At 72.1% G+C, this 16,768-nt stretch carries 14 protein-coding genes; 11 read left to right on the forward strand and 3 right to left on the reverse strand.

The window, feature by feature from the left end; translation table 11 throughout:
• The first annotated feature begins 44 nt into the window (after nt 1-44).
• The 3 genes from HGK34_RS17285 to HGK34_RS17295 are packed head-to-tail and all read left to right on the forward strand — an operon-like array spanning nt 45 to nt 2,466.
• Entirely contained in the window at nt 45-875 is an 831-nt protein-coding gene (locus HGK34_RS17285; RefSeq protein ID WP_201849681.1) for a hypothetical protein, read from the forward strand.
• A 2-nt stretch (nt 876-877) separates the two neighbouring features.
• On the forward strand, nt 878-1,579 hold the full coding sequence (locus HGK34_RS17290; protein ID WP_201849685.1) for an N-acetylmuramoyl-L-alanine amidase: 702 nt from the start codon (nt 878-880) through the stop codon (nt 1,577-1,579).
• Nucleotides 1,576-2,466, forward strand: coding sequence for a hypothetical protein (locus HGK34_RS17295; RefSeq protein ID WP_201849687.1), 891 nt, complete (start codon nt 1,576-1,578; stop codon nt 2,464-2,466). Before HGK34_RS17290 ends, HGK34_RS17295 begins: the two co-directional genes overlap by 4 nt.
• Nucleotides 2,467-2,538: 72 nt before the next feature.
• Here HGK34_RS17295 and cydB read toward each other — a convergent pair whose 3' ends face one another.
• Both cydB and HGK34_RS17305 read right to left on the reverse strand, forming a co-directional pair.
• Nucleotides 2,539-3,603, reverse strand: coding sequence for a cytochrome d ubiquinol oxidase subunit II (gene cydB / locus HGK34_RS17300; RefSeq protein WP_201849689.1), 1,065 nt, complete (start codon nt 3,601-3,603; stop codon nt 2,539-2,541).
• 11 nt (nt 3,604-3,614) lie between these two features.
• Nucleotides 3,615-5,114 (reverse strand): cytochrome ubiquinol oxidase subunit I, encoded by a 1,500-nt coding sequence (locus HGK34_RS17305; RefSeq protein ID WP_201849691.1) that lies wholly within the window; start codon nt 5,112-5,114, stop codon nt 3,615-3,617.
• A gap of 412 nt (nt 5,115-5,526) precedes the next feature.
• Between HGK34_RS17305 and HGK34_RS17310 the strand changes: the two genes are divergently transcribed.
• Complete coding sequence (locus HGK34_RS17310; protein WP_201849693.1) at nt 5,527-9,168, forward strand: Rne/Rng family ribonuclease; 3,642 nt, start codon at nt 5,527-5,529, stop codon at nt 9,166-9,168.
• A 201-nt stretch (nt 9,169-9,369) separates the two neighbouring features.
• Here the strand turns inward: HGK34_RS17310 and HGK34_RS17315 are convergent, their stop codons facing one another.
• Nucleotides 9,370-9,942, reverse strand: coding sequence for a protein-L-isoaspartate O-methyltransferase family protein (locus tag HGK34_RS17315; RefSeq protein WP_201849695.1), 573 nt, complete (start codon nt 9,940-9,942; stop codon nt 9,370-9,372).
• Between the two features lie 268 nt (nt 9,943-10,210).
• On the opposite strand from HGK34_RS17315, the gene rplU reads away from it, so the two are divergent.
• From rplU to nadD, 7 genes are all read left to right on the forward strand, one after another.
• Nucleotides 10,211-10,519, forward strand: coding sequence for a 50S ribosomal protein L21 (gene rplU / locus HGK34_RS17320; protein WP_201849697.1), 309 nt, complete (start codon nt 10,211-10,213; stop codon nt 10,517-10,519).
• Nucleotides 10,520-10,669: 150 nt separating this feature from the next.
• Entirely contained in the window at nt 10,670-10,930 is a 261-nt protein-coding gene (gene rpmA / locus HGK34_RS17325) for a 50S ribosomal protein L27 (RefSeq protein ID WP_123813642.1), read from the forward strand.
• Between the two features lie 68 nt (nt 10,931-10,998).
• Nucleotides 10,999-12,516 carry a GTPase ObgE gene (gene obgE, locus HGK34_RS17330; protein WP_201849700.1) on the forward strand — a complete coding sequence of 506 codons (1,518 nt, stop codon included), beginning with the start codon at nt 10,999-11,001 and terminating at the stop codon, nt 12,514-12,516.
• 153 nt (nt 12,517-12,669) lie between these two features.
• Nucleotides 12,670-13,887 carry a glutamate 5-kinase gene (proB, locus tag HGK34_RS17335; RefSeq protein ID WP_201849702.1) on the forward strand — a complete coding sequence of 406 codons (1,218 nt, stop codon included), beginning with the start codon at nt 12,670-12,672 and terminating at the stop codon, nt 13,885-13,887.
• 75 nt (nt 13,888-13,962) lie between these two features.
• Nucleotides 13,963-15,315 carry a glutamate-5-semialdehyde dehydrogenase gene (locus HGK34_RS17340; RefSeq protein ID WP_201849705.1) on the forward strand — a complete coding sequence of 451 codons (1,353 nt, stop codon included), beginning with the start codon at nt 13,963-13,965 and terminating at the stop codon, nt 15,313-15,315.
• 105 nt (nt 15,316-15,420) lie between these two features.
• Entirely contained in the window at nt 15,421-15,609 is a 189-nt protein-coding gene (locus tag HGK34_RS17345) for a hypothetical protein (RefSeq protein WP_307816046.1), read from the forward strand.
• Nucleotides 15,610-15,632: 23 nt separating this feature from the next.
• Complete coding sequence (gene nadD, locus HGK34_RS17350) at nt 15,633-16,238, forward strand: nicotinate-nucleotide adenylyltransferase (protein WP_201849707.1); 606 nt, start codon at nt 15,633-15,635, stop codon at nt 16,236-16,238.
• The last annotated feature ends 530 nt before the right edge of the window (nt 16,239-16,768 follow it).

Below are 16,768 nucleotides of genomic sequence, written 5' to 3' on the forward strand. Positions count from 1 at the left end.
GTGCGGCCCATGAGCCGCCTTCACGGCGGCGCGCCCCTCGTGTTGTGGCCGGCCTCCTCGTCCTGCTGCTGCTCGCCGGAGTGATCGGCACGCTCACGGCCACCCGGCCGGGCGCCGTCGCGGGTTCCGGCCGGGCGGCGCCCGCCGAGGGACCACCTGCCGGCCAGTTGTCCGGGCGCTCCTCGGAGGGCCTCGCCACCTCGGTGCTCGCGCGGTCCTTCGTGACGGGGGTCGACACGTCCGCCCGCACGGTGACCGTCGACATGTCGCGTGAACCGGATGCCGTCTACGCCTGGATGGACGAGGTGAGCAAGGATCTCGACGGCTGGACCATCGAGGTCGCCGGCCTGGACGCTCCGGACGGCAAGGCGCGGGCCGCCCTCGACGCGGCAGCCTCGGACGCCGAGGGCGATCGGCCCGTCGCGCCGCAGTCGTGCCCGGACGTGCCCACGGGAGCCCGGACCGACGGCCGTACCACCGTGCCCTATCTCGGCTGTGACCCGGCCACCGGGCACGAGCCGGCCGCCGCGTCCGTCCGGGGAGGCCTGCGGCACTCGCTCGGTGCCGCCGTCGACACGGTCCTCGCCGAGATGATCCCGGGCGCCGACATGGCGCCGGCCAGGACGTCGGTGGCCCGCGGCCGGGCCGTCGTCGATCTTCCGGCAGGCTTCCCCGAGGCGGCGGCGCGCGCTCCCGTGCCGGCCTACGAGATCGACCGTGCCCTGATCTTCACCGCCTACAGCAACGGCGCCCTGGACTCGGTCCGCTTCCGGGTGGCCGGTGACTGCCTGGCCTACGCGACCGCCGTCGACGGTGACATGTGCACCACGGTGCCGCTTCCCGTCGCGCTCGACCCCGACGACGCCGAGGAGTGACCATGACCGCTCGCATCAGGCCGTTCCTCGGCAGGGCCGGCGCTGCCCTGATCGTCACCGTCCTGGCCGCGGCCGCCGGTGCTCCACCCGCCTCCGCGGACACCGACTACAACCCGGGGAACTGGAACGGCAAGCGCATCTACCTGTCCCAGGCCTGCCACGACGGGAACGACGGCGTACCCGGCGGTTCCTGCATCACGAACCACGGATGCCGTGACTACTCGGAGAACGCGCAGTCGTACGCGACCGCCCTGCACGCGATCAACGGCGTCAGGGACAACAGGATGAACCTGCTGGAGCGCGGCTACCGCGTGCGCCGGGGCACGGGCACGCTCAACCAGAACGTGAACAGCTCCAACAACTACGGGGCCGACCTGCACATCCCGATCCACTCCAACGCCCGCACCGAGAAGTGCGGGGACACCACCAGGAGCAAGCACGGGACGCTCATGATGTACGTCTCCAAGGCGGGCCGACGCTGCTCGGACTCGTTCGTCCGCTGGTTCGGCCCCGGGAGCCCGGGCACCAACGACGTGCGTGCCTACCGGTCCAACCTGGGAGAGCTGAACAACACGACCGCGGTGGCGTGCTACCTGGAGATGGACTTCCACACCTGGCGCAAGGGCAGGAACTGGCTGATCGGTGAGCAGAACTACTCCTGGCGGGTGGGTCGGTCCATCGACGAGTACCTCGGATACCCGTGAGGGTCGCCCGGAGACTCACCACCTCGCTCGTGGCCGCGGCGGCCGTCCTCGCGCTCGCGGGCTGCGATCCGGCGGAGGGCTCCGGGGACCCGTCCTCGTCCCCTGGAACAAGCGGGACACCGACGAGCACGGCGCCGACCGGCACCGCGCCGACGAACGCGGGGCCCACGGCGCAGGGCGGTGCCGGGCTCCAGGTGCTGGAGGCCGGGGGAGGCCTCCGGGTGACGGCCCAGGGGCTGCCCGCCGGCGAGCTGGTCGAGGTGCTTCCGTGCTCGGCCGGGCTCGTGCGCGCGGGTGGGAGTGACGCCGACGCGATGTGCTCGTTCAACTCGGACGCCGGCGTCGCCGTGCGGACATCGGCCGACGGCACCCTGGACACCACCGTCGACCCCGAGCCGTACCTGAAGATCAACGGGCACGAGGTGCTGTGCGACACCGGCTGCGTGCTGGGGGTCGTCACCGGCGGTCGGACGGTCCGGGCGGTCGCCCCGTACGAGCTGCCCGACGGCGTCGTGCTGCCCGATGCGCCCCGGCTGGCCATCGAGTCGTGGACCTACGACGTCGCGGGGAACACGGGCAGCGCCGTCGTCCGCGGCAGCGGCTTCGAGCCAGGGGCCGACGTCGACCTGTCGCAGTGCCCCGCCGCCGCGGACGGTTCGGGGGTCGACGGCGCGGACTGCCTCTACGAGTACGGCACGGCGGCCGTCGCCGGCGACGACGGCACCTTCCGCGTGGACGTGGCCGCGTACCCGCTCTTCCAGAGGTCCGACGGCGAGCGTGCCGACGAGTACGTCGACTGCGTTCAGCAGCCTGCCGACTGCGCGATCGGCGCGCCCTGGGTGGTGGGTGAGCGCATCGCGGCGGTCACCTTCGACACGGCCCCGTGATCATGCGGCCGCCGGTGATCCTTCCTACGGCTCCCTCGGGCGGGACGCGCGAGGGAGCCGTAGGGCACCGCGTCAGAACGCCGCGTCCTTGACCCGCTGCCAGGTCAGGCCGGCGGGTGCGGGGATGTCCCGCACGGACAGGCGGCGCCGGAACACCCAGTAGGTCCACGCCTGGTACGCGAGGACGAGGGGCGTCAGGATCAGGGCGACCACGGTCATCACGCCGAGCGTGTACGGCGTCGACGACGCGTCGGCGATGGACAGCGACGGGCCGCCGTCGAGCCCGGGCATCACGTCCGGGTACATGGAGCCGAAGATGAGTGCCACGGCCGCGACGAGTACGACTGCCGACAGCGCGAACGCCTGCCCCTCGCGCGAGCGCCGGGTCGCCACGACGACGCCGATCAGCGCCCCTGCCGCGACCACCACCACGGCCCACGTCCACGTGGCCGAGTACGCCACCTGCGCCCAGACGGCCCAGCCGCCCGCGACGACCAGAGCGACGTAGGACAGCCCGGAGGCCAGGCGGCACGCGCGTTCGCGCAGTTCACCACTGGTCTTGAGCGCGACGAAGACCGCGCCGTGCAGCAGGAACAGCACGAGCGTGACGAGCCCGCCGAGCAGGGCGAACGGGTTGAGCAGCGCCCAGAAGCCGCCCACGTACTGGTGTGCGTCGTCCAGCTGGACCCCGCGGACCAGGTTGGCGAACGCCACGCCCCACAGCAGGGCCGGTACCCACGACCCCACCTGGATGGCCAGGTCGCAGCGCCGCCGCCAGGTCTCGTCGGAGATCTTGCCGCGGTACTCGAACGCGACGCCGCGCACGATGAGCGCCACGAGGATGATCAGCAGCGGAAGGTAGAAGCCGGAGAAGAGCGTGGCGTACCACTCGGGGAAGGCGGCGAACGTCGCCCCGCCCGCGGTGAGCAGCCAGACCTCGTTGCCGTCCCAGACCGGCCCGATCGTGTTGATCAGGACGCGACGCTCCTTGTCGCGGTTCTCCGGACCGCCGTGTGCGGCGCCTCCGCGGGGCAGGATCGACAGCAGCATGCCGACGCCGAAGTCGAAGCCCTCCAGGACCAGGTAGCCGGTCCACAGGACCGCGATGAGCACGAACCAGAAGATTGCGAGATCCATGTGTCGGTTCCTCAGTAGGCGAAGGAGAGCGGGCGGTCGGTGTCGTCGCCGGTCCGTGCCTCCGGCGACTCGTCGTGGACGACGTCGGGCACGCCCTCGATGGTGTACCGGTGCATGAGGCGGCCCCACACCACGGCGAGCACGCCGTACACGACCGTGAACACGATCATGGAGGCGAGCACCAGGTTCGGGCTGACGACCGTGGACACGCCGCGCTCGGTGAGCAGGCGGATCTGGTCGATGCCGGTCGGGTTCGGGGCCACCACCCACGGCTGCCGGCCGGTCTCGGTGAAGATCCAGCCGAACGAGGAGGCCAGGAACGGGGTGGGGATCGCCCAGATCCCGATGCGGGCGAACCACTTGTTGTCGGTGACCCGTCCGCGCCGGGTGAGCCACAGGGCGAGCACGGCCAGGGCGGCCGAGCCGACGGCGAAGCCGATCATGAGCCGGAACGACCAGTAGGTCAGGGCGAGGTTCGGGGTGTAGACGACCGGGTTGCCGGCGGCGTCGGTGTCTCCGTAGCGCTCGGTGTACTCCGCCTGGACGTCGTTCACCCCGGGCAGGAAGCTCTCCGGCCCGCTGAAGTGGCCGGTGCCGAGATAGCTGGCCAGGCCCGGTACCTCGAGGATGTGCCGGACCCCTTCGCAGGAGTTGGACAGGTCGCCGATGGTGAGGATGGAGAAGTTCGCCGATTCCGAGCCGTCGCACAGGGCCTCGGCCGAGGCCATCTTGCCGGGCTGCTGCTGGAACATGAGCTTGCCCTGGACATCGCCCGAGAGGGCGACGCCGACCCCGGCGATCAGCATCGTCACGGTGCCGAGAACGACGGCGGGCCGGTACACGTCGCGGGCGAGCGACACCTTGTGCTCCTCGCCGGTGCGTACGAGCCGGACCATCCACCACGCTGCGATGCCCGCCACGAACGTCCCGGCGGTGAGGAACGCGGCGGCGATGGTGTGCGGGAACGCGGCCCAGAGGGTGTTGTTCGCCAGGACCGCCCAGATGGACTCCATCTCGGCGCGCCCGCTCTCCGGGTTGAACCGTGTGCCCACGGGGTGCTGCATCCAGGAGTTGGCGGCCAGGATGAAGAACGCGGACAGGTTCACGGCGACGGCCACGGCCCAGATGCACGCCAGGTGCACCTTCTTGTTCAGGCGGTCCCAGCCGAAGATCCACAGTCCCAGGAACGTGGACTCGACGAAGAACGCGGCCAGGGCCTCCATCGCGAGCGGGGCGCCGAACACGTCACCGACGAACCGCGAGTACTCGCTCCAGTTCATGCCGAACTGGAACTCCTGCACGATGCCGGTGACGACGCCCATCGCGAAGTTGATCAGGAAGAGCTTTCCGAAGAACTTCGTCAGTCGCAGCCAGCGCTCGTTCCCGGTGCGGACCCAGGCTGTCTGCATGATCGCGACGAGCGGTGCGAGGCCGATCGTCAGCGGGACGAAGATGAAGTGATAGACCGTGGTGACAGCGAACTGCCATCGCGCCAGATCGAGTGCTTCCACTGGGGCTCCTGCGGGTCGGATCGGTGCTTGTTCTTTTCTTCACAAGCAGCCTATGCCCGTCGGGAGTCGCCCTTGACGACGTGTTGCGTGACATCGGCCACTTGTCAGAGTGTCGCAACTTCCGGGCGCGTCGGCCCGGCCAAGGCCGAAGTCCCTGTGCGATAATGGCTTTGCCCTTGCCGGACCACATCCTGGTGAGGGTTGCAGAGCCCGCAGGGCCGCGTCCGCCGCGGTGCCGCGACGGCGGAGATTGAAAGGGATCCGCGGTCGCAGGCGTCCGCGAAGATGAGGCACGTGGGGCCGCAACCGAGACTTCTGTCCGGCGCGGCGCTTCGAGGCGCCGTGTCACAGGACGACCGACCGCCTGGCGGTCCGCCGATGTGGGACGGACCCCAGCACAGGAGCAACCCCCGTGACGACTCCCTCTACCACTGGTCCGACCGCCGGGTCACAGAACGATCACGACGGCGAGGCCGCCGCCTCTGTGACGACTGGCAAGCCCGCCCGCCGGCGCGCCACGCGTACCACCTCGGCGCCCGCCAAGGCGGCGGCGCCGATCGTCATCAAGTCCACCCCGGCGACGGAGACGTCGACCGCTCCCGCGCCGGTGTCGGGCGTGACGGCCGGGACAGGCTCCGCGATGCGCCCGCGGCGCCGGGCCACACGCGGTTCGGCCGCGCCCGTCACGCCGCCCGAGGCGACCGCGCCCGAGGTGACCGCGTCCGAGGTGACCGCGTCCGAGACGGCATCGTCCGACGCGGCCCCGTCCGAGGCGACGTCGCCCGAGGCGACGTCGCCCGCCTCGTCGGCGGAGACAGCCCCCGTGGCCGAGTCGGCCGAGGTCCCGGCCCCGGTCGAGGCGATCCCCGCCGGGGACGCGAGCGGTCCCGAGGCCACCGAGCAGCAGGCCACCGAGCAGCAGGAGGCGCCGCCGAAGCGCCGTTCGCGCCGCGCCACGAAGGCAGCGGGTGCGGCGGAGAACGTGCGGACGGCCGGGCGTCGCAAGCCGGCGACCGCCGCCGGCTCCGGCGCCTTTGAGGATGTCGCGGCCGATGCTGCCGCGGGCGACGCCGTCGTGGCCGGGGCGGCCACCGCCGAGACCGGTTCCGGTACGGCGGAGGCGCCGCCCGAGCCGGCTCGCCCAGAGCGTGCCCGACGGGGGCGGACCGCACCGGACGAGCCGGCGTCCGGCGAGCCGGCCGCCTCCACGGCCCCGAGCACGCAGGAGCCCGCGTCCCGCACCCGGACCGCTCGGCGCACCCGCGCCGCGTCGTCGGGCACGACGCCGGACGCCGGTGACGGCGGGCGGGCGGAGAAGAAGGACGACAAGCCCCGCACCGCACCGCGCCTGGCCACCACGGCGCTGCTGTTCCAGGCGCCCGACCTGACGGCCGTGCAGCGTGCACGTCGTGAGCCTGAACTCACGATGGCCGGTGCGGGCACGACGGTGTCGGACACCGCAACGAAGGACGTCGACACGTCCGAGACGGTCGCCGAGCCGGAGAGCGCCGAGTCCTCGGCCCCGGCGGGGTCCCGGTCCTCGACCCGTTCCGCCGCCGGGAAGCGCGCCCCCGGAGGCGCCGAGGCGCCGAGCCGGAAGCCGGCCGGGTCCGCCGGCGAGAACGATGCCGCCGGCGTGGCCGACGAGGCGGTCCCCGCACCGCGCTTCCAGACCGCCGAGCTGAGCGCGGACGACGCCGCGGCCGTGGACGAGGTCGGCGTCATCGAGGAGGAACTGGCCGCCGAGGGCGTCGAGCTCACCGAACTGGCCCCGGCGGACCTGGACGAGGACGAGGAGTTCGAGGACGACGGGCGCTCCGGCAACCGCCGTCGCCGTCGCCGCGGCGGCCGGGGCCGCAGGGGCGGGCGCACCCGCGACGATCGCGGGGACGACGAGCCGGGCGAGCAGGGCAAGGGTGACGAGCAGGCCGACGACACGTCGGCCGAGGAGGAGCCCTCCGACACCCACGAGGACGTGGCGGACGACGACGCGGAGCCGGGCAGCCGTCGCCGGCGTCGTCGTCGGCGCGGCAACCGTGCGGAGCGTGCCGAGGCGGCTCGCAGCAGCCGCGGGTCGTCCGACGAGGTCACGGCCCTGAAGGGGTCCACCCGGCTCGAGGCCAAGCGGCAGCGTCGGCGTGAGGGCCGGGACGCGGGTCGTCGCCGGCAGATCGTCACCGAGGCCGAGTTCTTGGCGCGCCGCGAGTCGGTGACGCGGTCGATGGTGGTGCGCGAGCAGGACGGGCGCACGCAGATCGCCGTGCTGGAGGACGGCGTGCTCGTGGAGCACTACGTCTCGCAGCAGTCGCAGGTGTCGATGGCCGGCAACGTCTACCTGGGTCGCGTGCAGAACGTTCTGCCCTCCATGGAGGCCGCGTTCGTCGACATCGGCAAGGGGCGCAACGCCGTGCTGTACGCGGGCGAGGTGAACTGGGACGCCGCGGGTATCGCGGACGGTCAGCCCCGCCGCATCGAGGAGGCGCTCAAGTCCGGCGACACCGTGCTGGTCCAGGTCACCAAGGACCCGATCGGGCACAAGGGTGCCCGCCTGACGTCGCAGGTCACGCTCGCGGGGCGCTACCTGGTGTTCGTGCCCGGCGGCGGCATGACGGGGATCAGCCGCAAGCTGCCCGACACCGAGCGCAACCGGCTCAAGAAGATCCTGCGCGAGGTGGTGCCCGAAGGCGCCGGCGTGATCGTGCGCACGGCCGCGGAAGGTGCCAGCGAGGACGAGTTGCGGGCCGACGTCGAACGCCTGCAGGGTCAGTGGAACGCCATCACCACGAAGGCGGACCGCTCCAAGAAGTCCGCGCCCGTGCTGCTCCAGGGTGAGCCGGACCTCGCGATCCGCGTGGTGCGCGACATCTTCAACGACGACTTCTCCTCCCTGGTCGTGGCAGGCGATCGTGCCTGGGACGAGATCTCCTCCTACGTCGACGAGCTCGCGCCGGACCTGCGTGAGCGCGTGACGAAGTGGGTCCAGGCCGGCGACGTCTTCGCCGAGCACCGGATCGACGAGCAGCTCGCCAAGGGCATGGACCGCAAGGTGTGGCTGCCGTCCGGCGGCTCGCTGGTGATCGACCGCACCGAGGCCATGACCGTCGTGGACGTCAACACCGGGAAGTTCACCGGGGCGGGCGGCACGCTGGAGGAGACCGTCACCCGGAACAACCTCGAGGCGGCCGAGGAGATCGTGCGCCAGCTCCGGCTGCGCGACATCGGCGGCATCATCGTCATCGACTTCATCGACATGGTGCTCGAGTCGAACAGGGACCTGGTGCTGCGGCGCCTGGTCGAGTGCCTGGGTCGCGACCGGACGAAGCACCAGGTCGCCGAGGTGACGTCCCTGGGTCTCGTGCAGATGACGCGCAAGCGTGTGGGGCAGGGCCTCGTGGAGGCGTTCAGCGAGACGTGCGAGCACTGCAACGGCCGCGGGTTCGTGGTCCACGACCACCCCGTCGAGCGCGGACCGTCCGGCGGCGAACAGTCCGACGGCGGCTCCGGCGGCAGCGCACGCAAGCGCCGCAAGCGGGGCGGCAAGTCGGGCGGTGGCCCCGAGGTCGCGGCACCGCCGAAGTCGGCGGGGCCGGCGTCGCCGGCCGCGGCGGTACTCCCCGAGGAGAGCTCCGAGCAGCGCGAGGAGGTCAAGGCGCGGCTGGCGACGATCGCCGCCGCCGCGCAGCACGCCCACGAGGGCGAGGGCGAGGAGGCCAAGGACGCCACGGACCTGGCTGCCGGTGCGGACCACGCGCCGCGGGCGGACCAGGACACGGACGCCGTGCCGGCCGCCGAGCCCGAGCCGGCCCCCAGGTCCGAGCACAGGTTCGAAATCAGCCTGCCGGAGCCGAGAAGTGGCGCGGGCGAGCGGGCCACGACGATGCCCGCTGCCTCGCTCGACGCGATCGTGCTGCCGGACCGGTCGCTGAAGGCCGAGCCGGCGGCAGTGCCCGCGAACGGCTCGGCGGGTGACACCGGCGAGCAGGCCGAGGACGGTACGCCGGACGGTGGTGACGCGTCCGAGCCGGCCAAAGGAGCCGGCGACGAGGTCGCCTGAGAACCAGCAGAGGAAGGGATTCTGGTCCAGGCTGCTGGGCCGCTGAGAACCTCCCGCACAGGGCCGTCACCCCGCCCAGGGGTGGCGGCCCTGTGCCGTGGCCAGGCGTGGAACCGTGTCGTGCCGGGAACACGGGGTTCATGCGGTAGCGGGGAACGGACGCGTGCCCGGCGGCGGGAACCGTGCGGCGGCGTCGCGGGCTCAGTCCTCGACCAGGGGGACGAACCGGTAGCCGCCGTGCTCGCTCACACGTACCTCGCCGTCCCCGCGGCGTTCCACGAGCAGCATCCGGCCTCGCACGGGAATCACCATCAGGCCACCCGGCGCCAGCTGGTCCACCAGTTCCCGGGGCAGGCGGCTCGCCGTCGCCGAGACGAGGATCCGGTCCCAGCCGCCGGGCCGGGGGACGCCGAGCGCACCCGGCTCCGCCCGCGTCACGTGTGCCCAGCCCATGCCGGTCGCCGCCACGTTGTCGCCCGCCCACTCGGCCAGGCGCGGATGCCTCTCGACGCCGAGCACCTCGCCGTTCGGGCCGGTCAGGTGAGCCAGGAGGGCGGTCGTCCATCCGGAGCCGGCCCCGATGTCGAGCACGCGTGCGCGGCGCGGGACGCGCAGGAGGCGCAGCATGTCGGCGACGGTGCTGGGCTGCGAGGACGTCTGGCCGTGCCCGATGGGCAGCGGGTGGTCGGAGCCGGCGAGGGAACGCTGGCCATGGGGAAGGAAGCCGGTGCGCGGCACGGCCTGCATGGCGCGCGCGACGGTGTCGTCGGCCATACCTCACAGGGTAGGCCGTGGCCCGTCACGGGTCCCGGCGGACGGGGGCGCCCGCCGAGGGGCCGGACGGTCGTCGTCGGCCATCTCACAGGCCGCGTGGTTTGAACGGGGTGGCCGCATCCCGTAATCTTGGACGTCGGTGCGCGTTCTGCGCACCTGTCCCGCGTGCCCATGGCGCACCGCACTCGACCGCTGCGGCGGTGAGAGTTACAGCAAAGCCGGTGACCGACGTCGTGCGCGCACGCCAAGACGAGGAGAAGAGTTCAACGTGGTGTACGCGATCGTCAAGGCCGGTGGCCGGCAGGAGAAGGTTTCCGTCGGATCCATCGTGGTCATGGACCGGGTCCCGGCGCAGCCGGGCGAGTCGGTGGAGCTGCCCGCTCTGCTGCTGGTCGACGGGGAGAAGGTGACCACCGACAAGGCCAAGCTGGCCAAGGTCAAGGTCACCGCCGAGGTCGTGCGGGACGAGAAGGGCCCCAAGATCACGATCCTCAAGTACAAGAACAAGACCGGTTACCGCAAGCGCCAGGGCCACCGCCAGCCGCTGACGCGCCTGAAGGTCACCGGGATCAACTGACGCGACGACGTGCTCGACGGAGGGTGAGGGCCGAGGAACGAGGCACTCGCCCGGAGCCGAGCACGAGGAGCGTCGGTACGAGACCAAGCTTCCGCCGGGCTCGTTCCGGCGTCTGTACTTCCAGTAACTCCCCGAAAGAGGTCAGCAGAGATGGCACACAAGAAGGGCGCGAGCTCCTCGCGCAACGGTCGTGACTCGAACGCCCAGCGTCTCGGCGTCAAGCGCTTCGGTGGCCAGGTCGTGAACGCGGGCGAGATCATCGTGCGCCAGCGCGGCACGCACTTCCACCCGGGCAACAACGTCGGTCGCGGTGGCGACGACACGCTGTTCGCCCTGACCGCGGGCGCCGTGCAGTTCGGCACGCGCCGTGGCCGCAAGGTCATCGACATCGTCGAGCCCGCCGGGGCCTGATCCCGGTACCCACGAGGGGGCGCGCCCGGCGGGCGCGCCCCCTCGTCCTGTCTTGAGAGGATGGACCCATGGCCAGCTTTGTCGATCGTGTCGTCCTGCATGCCGTGGGCGGCAACGGCGGGCACGGCGTCGCGTCGATCCGTCGCGAGAAGTTCAAGCCGCTCGCCGGCCCCGACGGCGGCAACGGCGGTGACGGCGGTTCCGTCAAGCTGGTCGTCGACCCGCAGGTGACCACACTTCTCGACTACCACCACTCGCCGCACCGCCACGGCACCAACGGCACCCAGGGCATGGGTGACGACCGTGACGGTGCCAACGGCGCCGACGTCTCGTTGGGGGTTCCCGACGGCACGGTGGTCAAGGACCGCGACGGAAAGGTCCTCGCGGACCTGGTCGGGGCGGGAGCCGAGTACGTCGTCGCGCAGGGCGGCCGGGGTGGCCTGGGCAACCGGGCTCTGGCGTCGCCGAAGCGCAAGGCACCCGGGTTCGCGCTGCTCGGTGAGCCGGGCGAGGAGGCCGACGTCGTCCTCGAGCTGAAGACCATCGCCGACGTCGCCCTGGTGGGCTACCCGAGTGCGGGGAAGTCCTCGCTCATCGCCGCGATCTCGGCCGCACGGCCGAAGATCGCCGACTATCCCTTCACGACCCTCGTACCGAACCTCGGGGTGGTCCAGGCCGGGGAGTCCCGCTACACGGTCGCGGACGTGCCCGGCCTCATCCCGGGTGCGAGCGAGGGCAAGGGGCTGGGGCTGGAGTTCCTGCGGCACATCGAGCGCACGGCGGTGATCGTGCACGTCCTGGACTGCGCCACGCTGGAGTCGCAGCGTGACCCGGTCAGCGACCTCGACGTCCTGGAGGCGGAGCTCGCCTCGTACGCGGGAGACCTCGGCATCGAGGGCGGGCGCGTGCCGCTGACGGAACGTCCCCGGATCGTGGTCCTGAACAAGATCGACGTGCCCGACGCGCGCGACCTGGCGGAGATGGTCCGGCCGGACCTGGAGGCCCGGGGGCTGCGTGTCTTCGAGGTCTCGACCGCGAGCCACGAGGGGCTGCGCCCGTTGACGTTCGCGCTGGCGAAGATCGTCGAGGAGGCGCGTGCCGCGGCGCCGGAGCCCGAGCCGCAGCGCATCGTCCTGCGGCCGAAGCCCGTGGACGCCGCAGGATTCACCGTGGCCCGCAAGGGCGGCGAGCACGACTACTGGTTCGAGGTGCGGGGCTCGAAGCCGGAGCGCTGGGTCAAGCAGACGGACTTCAACAACGACGAGGCGGTCGGGTTCCTCGCTGACCGGCTGGAGCGGCTCGGCGTGGAGGACAAGCTGTTCAAGGCCGGTGCGGTGGCGGGCGACGAGGTCCGGATCGGTGATCCGGCGGGCGCCGTGGTCTTCGACTGGGAGCCCACGCTGACCACGGGGCCCGAACTGCTCGGAGCCCGGGGGACGGACCTGCGCCTGGAGGAGACCGCGCGCCCGACCCGCGCGCAGCGGCGGCGCGAGTTCACCGAGCGCATGGACGCGAAGGCGGAAGCGCGCCGGGAGCTGTGGACCGAACGGGAGTCGGGCATCTGGACGGACCCGGACCAGGACTGATGGTCTTCTGCCGGGCCTCCGGGCCCGGTCTCGCCGGGGCCCGAGCGCGCCTGTGGCCGCGGTGGTTCCGGCGGCCCGGACCGGCCGTGGCGGCCGGGACAGGGAGTGGCAGTGGGGGCGCTCACCGTAGTGCGGCAGGTTCCGCCTGGCGAAATGAGCGCGCGTCGGGGAGGCGTGGCCGGTGATGATGGGGGAGTGGCCCCCGCTTCGTCCCGTGCCGCGCTGCCCGCCGCACGCCGCATCGTCGTCAAGATCGGATCCTCCTCGCTGACCCGCCCGGACGGGCACCTCGACGAGGGCGCGCTCCGTGCACTCGTGGACGTGCTCGCCGCCCGGGTGGCCGGTTCCGCGGCCGACGGTCCGGCGGTCGCCGCACGCGACGGCAGCCAGATCGTCCTGGTCACCTCCGGTGCGGTCGCCGCGGGGATCGGCCCGCTCGGGCTGCCCGTCCGCCCGCGCGACCTCGCCACCATGCAGGCGGCGGCATCGGTGGGGCAGGGGCAGCTCGTGGCCCGCTACACGGAGGCCTTCGCCCGCCACGGTCTGCGGGTCGGCCAGGTGCTGCTCACCGCCGAGGACACCGTGCGCCGCTCCCGCTATGCGAACGCGCAGCGGTCGCTGGAGAAGCTGCTGGCGCTCGGCGTCGTCCCCGTCATCAACGAGAACGACGCCGTGACCACGGCGGAGCTGAAGTTCGGCGACAACGACAGGCTCGCTGCCCTCGCGGCGCATCTGGTGCGGGCCGACGCGCTCGTGCTGCTGACCGACGTCGACGGGCTGTACGACGGCCCGCCCTCACGGCCCGGCGCGCGGCGGATACCGCACGTGGCGCAGCTGTCGGACGTCGCCGGCGTCGAGGTGACCGCCCGGGGAAGCGCCGTCGGGACCGGGGGAATGCTCACCAAGCTGCAGGCGGTCCGGATCGCGACCGGTGACGGTATCCCCGTGGTCCTCACGCGGGCGGCCGACGCGGCCGCCGCGCTGGCCGGTGAGGACACCGGCACGTTCTTCGCGGCCACGGGCCGACGCACGACGGCGCGGCGGCTCTGGATCGCGCATGCCGCCGGAACCGAGGGGCGCATCCACCTGGACGACGGCGCGGTCCGCGCGGTCCGTGGAGGCCTTGCCTCGCTGCTGCCCGCAGGGGTGACGAAGGCGGAGGGGACGTTCGACGCGGGTGATCCCGTCGAGCTCGTGGGGCCCGACGGCGTCGTCGTCGGGCGCGGCCTGGTGGCCTTCGGTTCCGCCGACCTGCCCGCCCTGCTCGGCCGCACCACGCACGCCCTGCGCGAGGAGCTCGGCGAAGGCTACGACCGTGAGGTGGTCCATCGCGACGACCTGGTGCTGGAGGACAACGGGTTCGCCCCGTGAGCCGGAGCGCGGCCCGCCGACCAGGTTGTGGATAGCCGCTGCCGCGCGTCCGCGACCAGACGTAGGCTCGTGGACATGACGAGCCTTGCACCTGACACGGGGTCCGCCTCTCGCGAGGCGGAGGAGTCCGCTGCCCGTACGGCCGGGGGTGCGCCTGCGTCGTCGGACGGTGACACGGCCGTGCGTGAGATCGCGCGCCGCGCCAAGGTCGCGTCGCGGGCGCTGGCCACGGCGAACCGCGCCACGAAGGACGCTGCGCTCGGCGCGATCGCCGATGACCTGATCGCCCAGGCGGATCGGATCGTGGCGGCGAACGCACAGGACATGGAACGCGGCCGCGACAGCGGCATGTCGCCCGGCCTGCTGGACCGTCTGGTGCTGACCCCGGACAAGATCGGGCAGATCGCCGCCGCCACCCGGGAGGTGGCAGGGCTTCCGGATCCTGTCGGGGAGGTCGTTCGCGGTCAGACGCTGCCGAACGGTCTGCGGCTGCGGCAGCTCCGGGTGCCGATGGGCGTGGTCGGGATGATCTACGAGGCCCGCCCGAACGTGACGGTCGACGCCGCGGTGCTCGCGCTGAAGTCCGGCAACGCGGCGGTGCTGCGCGGCGGCTCCGCGGCGGCGTCGTCGAACCGGGTCGTCGTGGACGTGCTGCGCTCCGCGCTGGAGCGTTCGGGCCTGCCCGCGGATCTCGTGCAGACCATCGACGCGTACGGCAGGCCGGGCGCCCGAGCCCTGATGCGCGCCCGCGGCCTGGTCGACGTCCTGATCCCGCGCGGCGGTGCCGACCTCATCCAGACCGTGGTCGCGGAGTCGACGGTGCCCGTGATCGAGACGGGCGTCGGGAACGTGCACGTATACGTCGACGCCACCGCTGACGTCGACATGGCCGTGGACATCACCATGAACGCCAAGACGCAGCGCGTCGGCGTGTGCAACGCGGCCGAGACCCTGCTGGTGCACTCCGACGCGGCCCCGGCGTTCCTGCCTGCGGCTCTCACGGCACTGGCCGGAGCCGGCGTCGTGCTGCACGGCGATCCGCGCGCGCTGGAGTACGCGCCGCAGGGCGCGACGGCCGTTCCCGCGACGGACGAGGACTGGGCGACCGAGTACCTCGCGCTGGAGCTGGGCGTGAAGGTCGTCGACTCCCTGGACGAGGCGATCGACCACATCCGCACGTGGTCCTCGGGACACACCGAGGCCATCGTGACCCGCGATCTCGCCGCGTCCGAACGGTTCGTCGCCGAGGTGGACTCCGCCGCGGTCATGGTCAACGCCTCGACACGCTTCACGGACGGCGGCGAGCTGGGTCTCGGGGCCGAGATCGGTATCTCCACCCAGAAGCTGCACGCCCGCGGGCCCATGGGACTCGCCGAACTCACCACGACCAAATGGGTGGTGCACGGCGACGGTCACGTCAAGCCGTAGTCTTCCCCGGATCTCTCCCGGCCCGTACACGGTCCGGATGCGGTAGGCGGCGCCCGGCGTGAGACACTAGGCCCCACTTGAGCACGAACCACCAGGAGGACATCCGTGCTGCACACTGCGGTTCAGATCGCCGAGACCACCACCGAGCACGCCGCTGAGCTGCCCTTCCCCCCGATCGGGTTCGGCCTGCTCGCCTTCGGCACGCTCGTGGCCGGTCTCCTCTTCACCTTCGCGTTCCGCAACGTGAACAACCGGCACGCCGAGGTCCCGGCCACCCACGACGCCGGTCACTGAGGGCACAGGTCGGACCGGTACCGGTGTCAGCTCAGCGGCCTCGCCTCGGCGTGATGGGCGGGACGTTCGATCCCATCCATCACGGCCATCTCGTGGCAGCGAGTGAGGCCGCCTTCCAGCTCGGCCTGGACGAGGTGATCTTCGTCCCCACCGGTCGGCCGTGGCTCAAGCACCACCAGCAGGTCACCGAACCCGAGCACCGCTATCTGATGACGGTGATCGCCACCGTGTCCAACCCGCGGTTCACGGTGAGCCGCGCGGACGTCGACCGGCCGGGCCTCACCTACACGGTGGACACCCTGAGGGACCTGCGGATCGAGCGACCCGACGCCGACCTGTACTTCATTACCGGCGCCGACGCCATCCAGCAGATCCTCACGTGGAAGGATGCCGACAAGCTGTGGGACATGGCACACTTCGTGGCGGTCACACGCCCGGGGCACCGGTTGACCGTGGAAGGTCTGCCACCGCATGGGGTTACCACGCTGGAGGTGCCGGCCCTCGCGATCTCGTCGTCCGACTGCCGTCGTCGTGCGGCCGCCGGGCTGCCGGTGTGGTACCTGGTGCCGGACGGCGTGGTCCAGTACATCGCGAAGCACGGACTGTATCGAGGTCTTCAGGATGAGTGACAACAACGGCCGGCCTCTGACACGGCGCGAGATCCGCGAGCGAGAGGCTGCGGCGCGGACGACCGCGGAGGGCGGTGCCCCGGCCCCGGGTGGTCCGCCACAAGGAGGCGGGGCGCCACAGCCGGGCGGTTTCCCGGTGCAACCCCCGCCGGTCGCGCGTCCGCCGCAGGCGTCCGGCACGCGTGGTGTGGATGCCGCCGGCCGGCTCACGCCCGTCCAGCAGCAGGGCGGGGCGGCAGGGGCTGACGCCCCGACGGCGTTCCCGCCACGAGGCGGCGCCGCGCCGGCAGGAAGTGCTCCGTCGCCGTTTCCTGGTCGTGGTGGTGTGGATCCGGCTGGTGGTCCGACGGGTTCGCAGAGTCCGTTTCCTGGTCGTGGTGGTGTGGATCCGGCTGGTGGTCCGACGGGTTCGCAGAGTCCGTTTCCTGGTCGTGGTGGTGTGGATCCGGCTGGTGGCCCGACCGGTCCGCAGAGCCCGTTCACGCCCCGGACCCCGGGTACCCCTGTCTCTTATACACATCTCCGAGCCC

Origin of the sequence: Myceligenerans indicum (genome assembly GCF_016742955.1) — a bacterium.
Lineage (GTDB): Bacteria > Actinomycetota > Actinomycetes > Actinomycetales > Cellulomonadaceae > Myceligenerans > Myceligenerans indicum.

Excerpts from the sequence above, each read along its gene's own strand:
- proB (WP_201849702.1), top strand. The coding sequence starts at position 12,670 with ATGAGCGCGCGTCGGGGAGGCGTGGCCGGTGATGATGGGGGAGTGGCC.
- obgE (WP_201849700.1), top strand. The coding sequence starts at position 10,999 with ATGGCCAGCTTTGTCGATCGTGTCGTCCTGCATGCCGTGGGCGGCAAC.
- HGK34_RS17315 (WP_201849695.1), bottom strand. The coding sequence starts at position 9,942 with ATGGCCGACGACACCGTCGCGCGCGCCATGCAGGCCGTGCCGCGCACC.
- HGK34_RS17340 (WP_201849705.1), top strand. The coding sequence starts at position 13,963 with ATGACGAGCCTTGCACCTGACACGGGGTCCGCCTCTCGCGAGGCGGAG.
- cydB (WP_201849689.1), bottom strand. The coding sequence starts at position 3,603 with ATGGATCTCGCAATCTTCTGGTTCGTGCTCATCGCGGTCCTGTGGACC.
- rpmA (WP_123813642.1), top strand. The coding sequence starts at position 10,670 with ATGGCACACAAGAAGGGCGCGAGCTCCTCGCGCAACGGTCGTGACTCG.
- HGK34_RS17290 (WP_201849685.1), top strand. The coding sequence starts at position 878 with ATGACCGCTCGCATCAGGCCGTTCCTCGGCAGGGCCGGCGCTGCCCTG.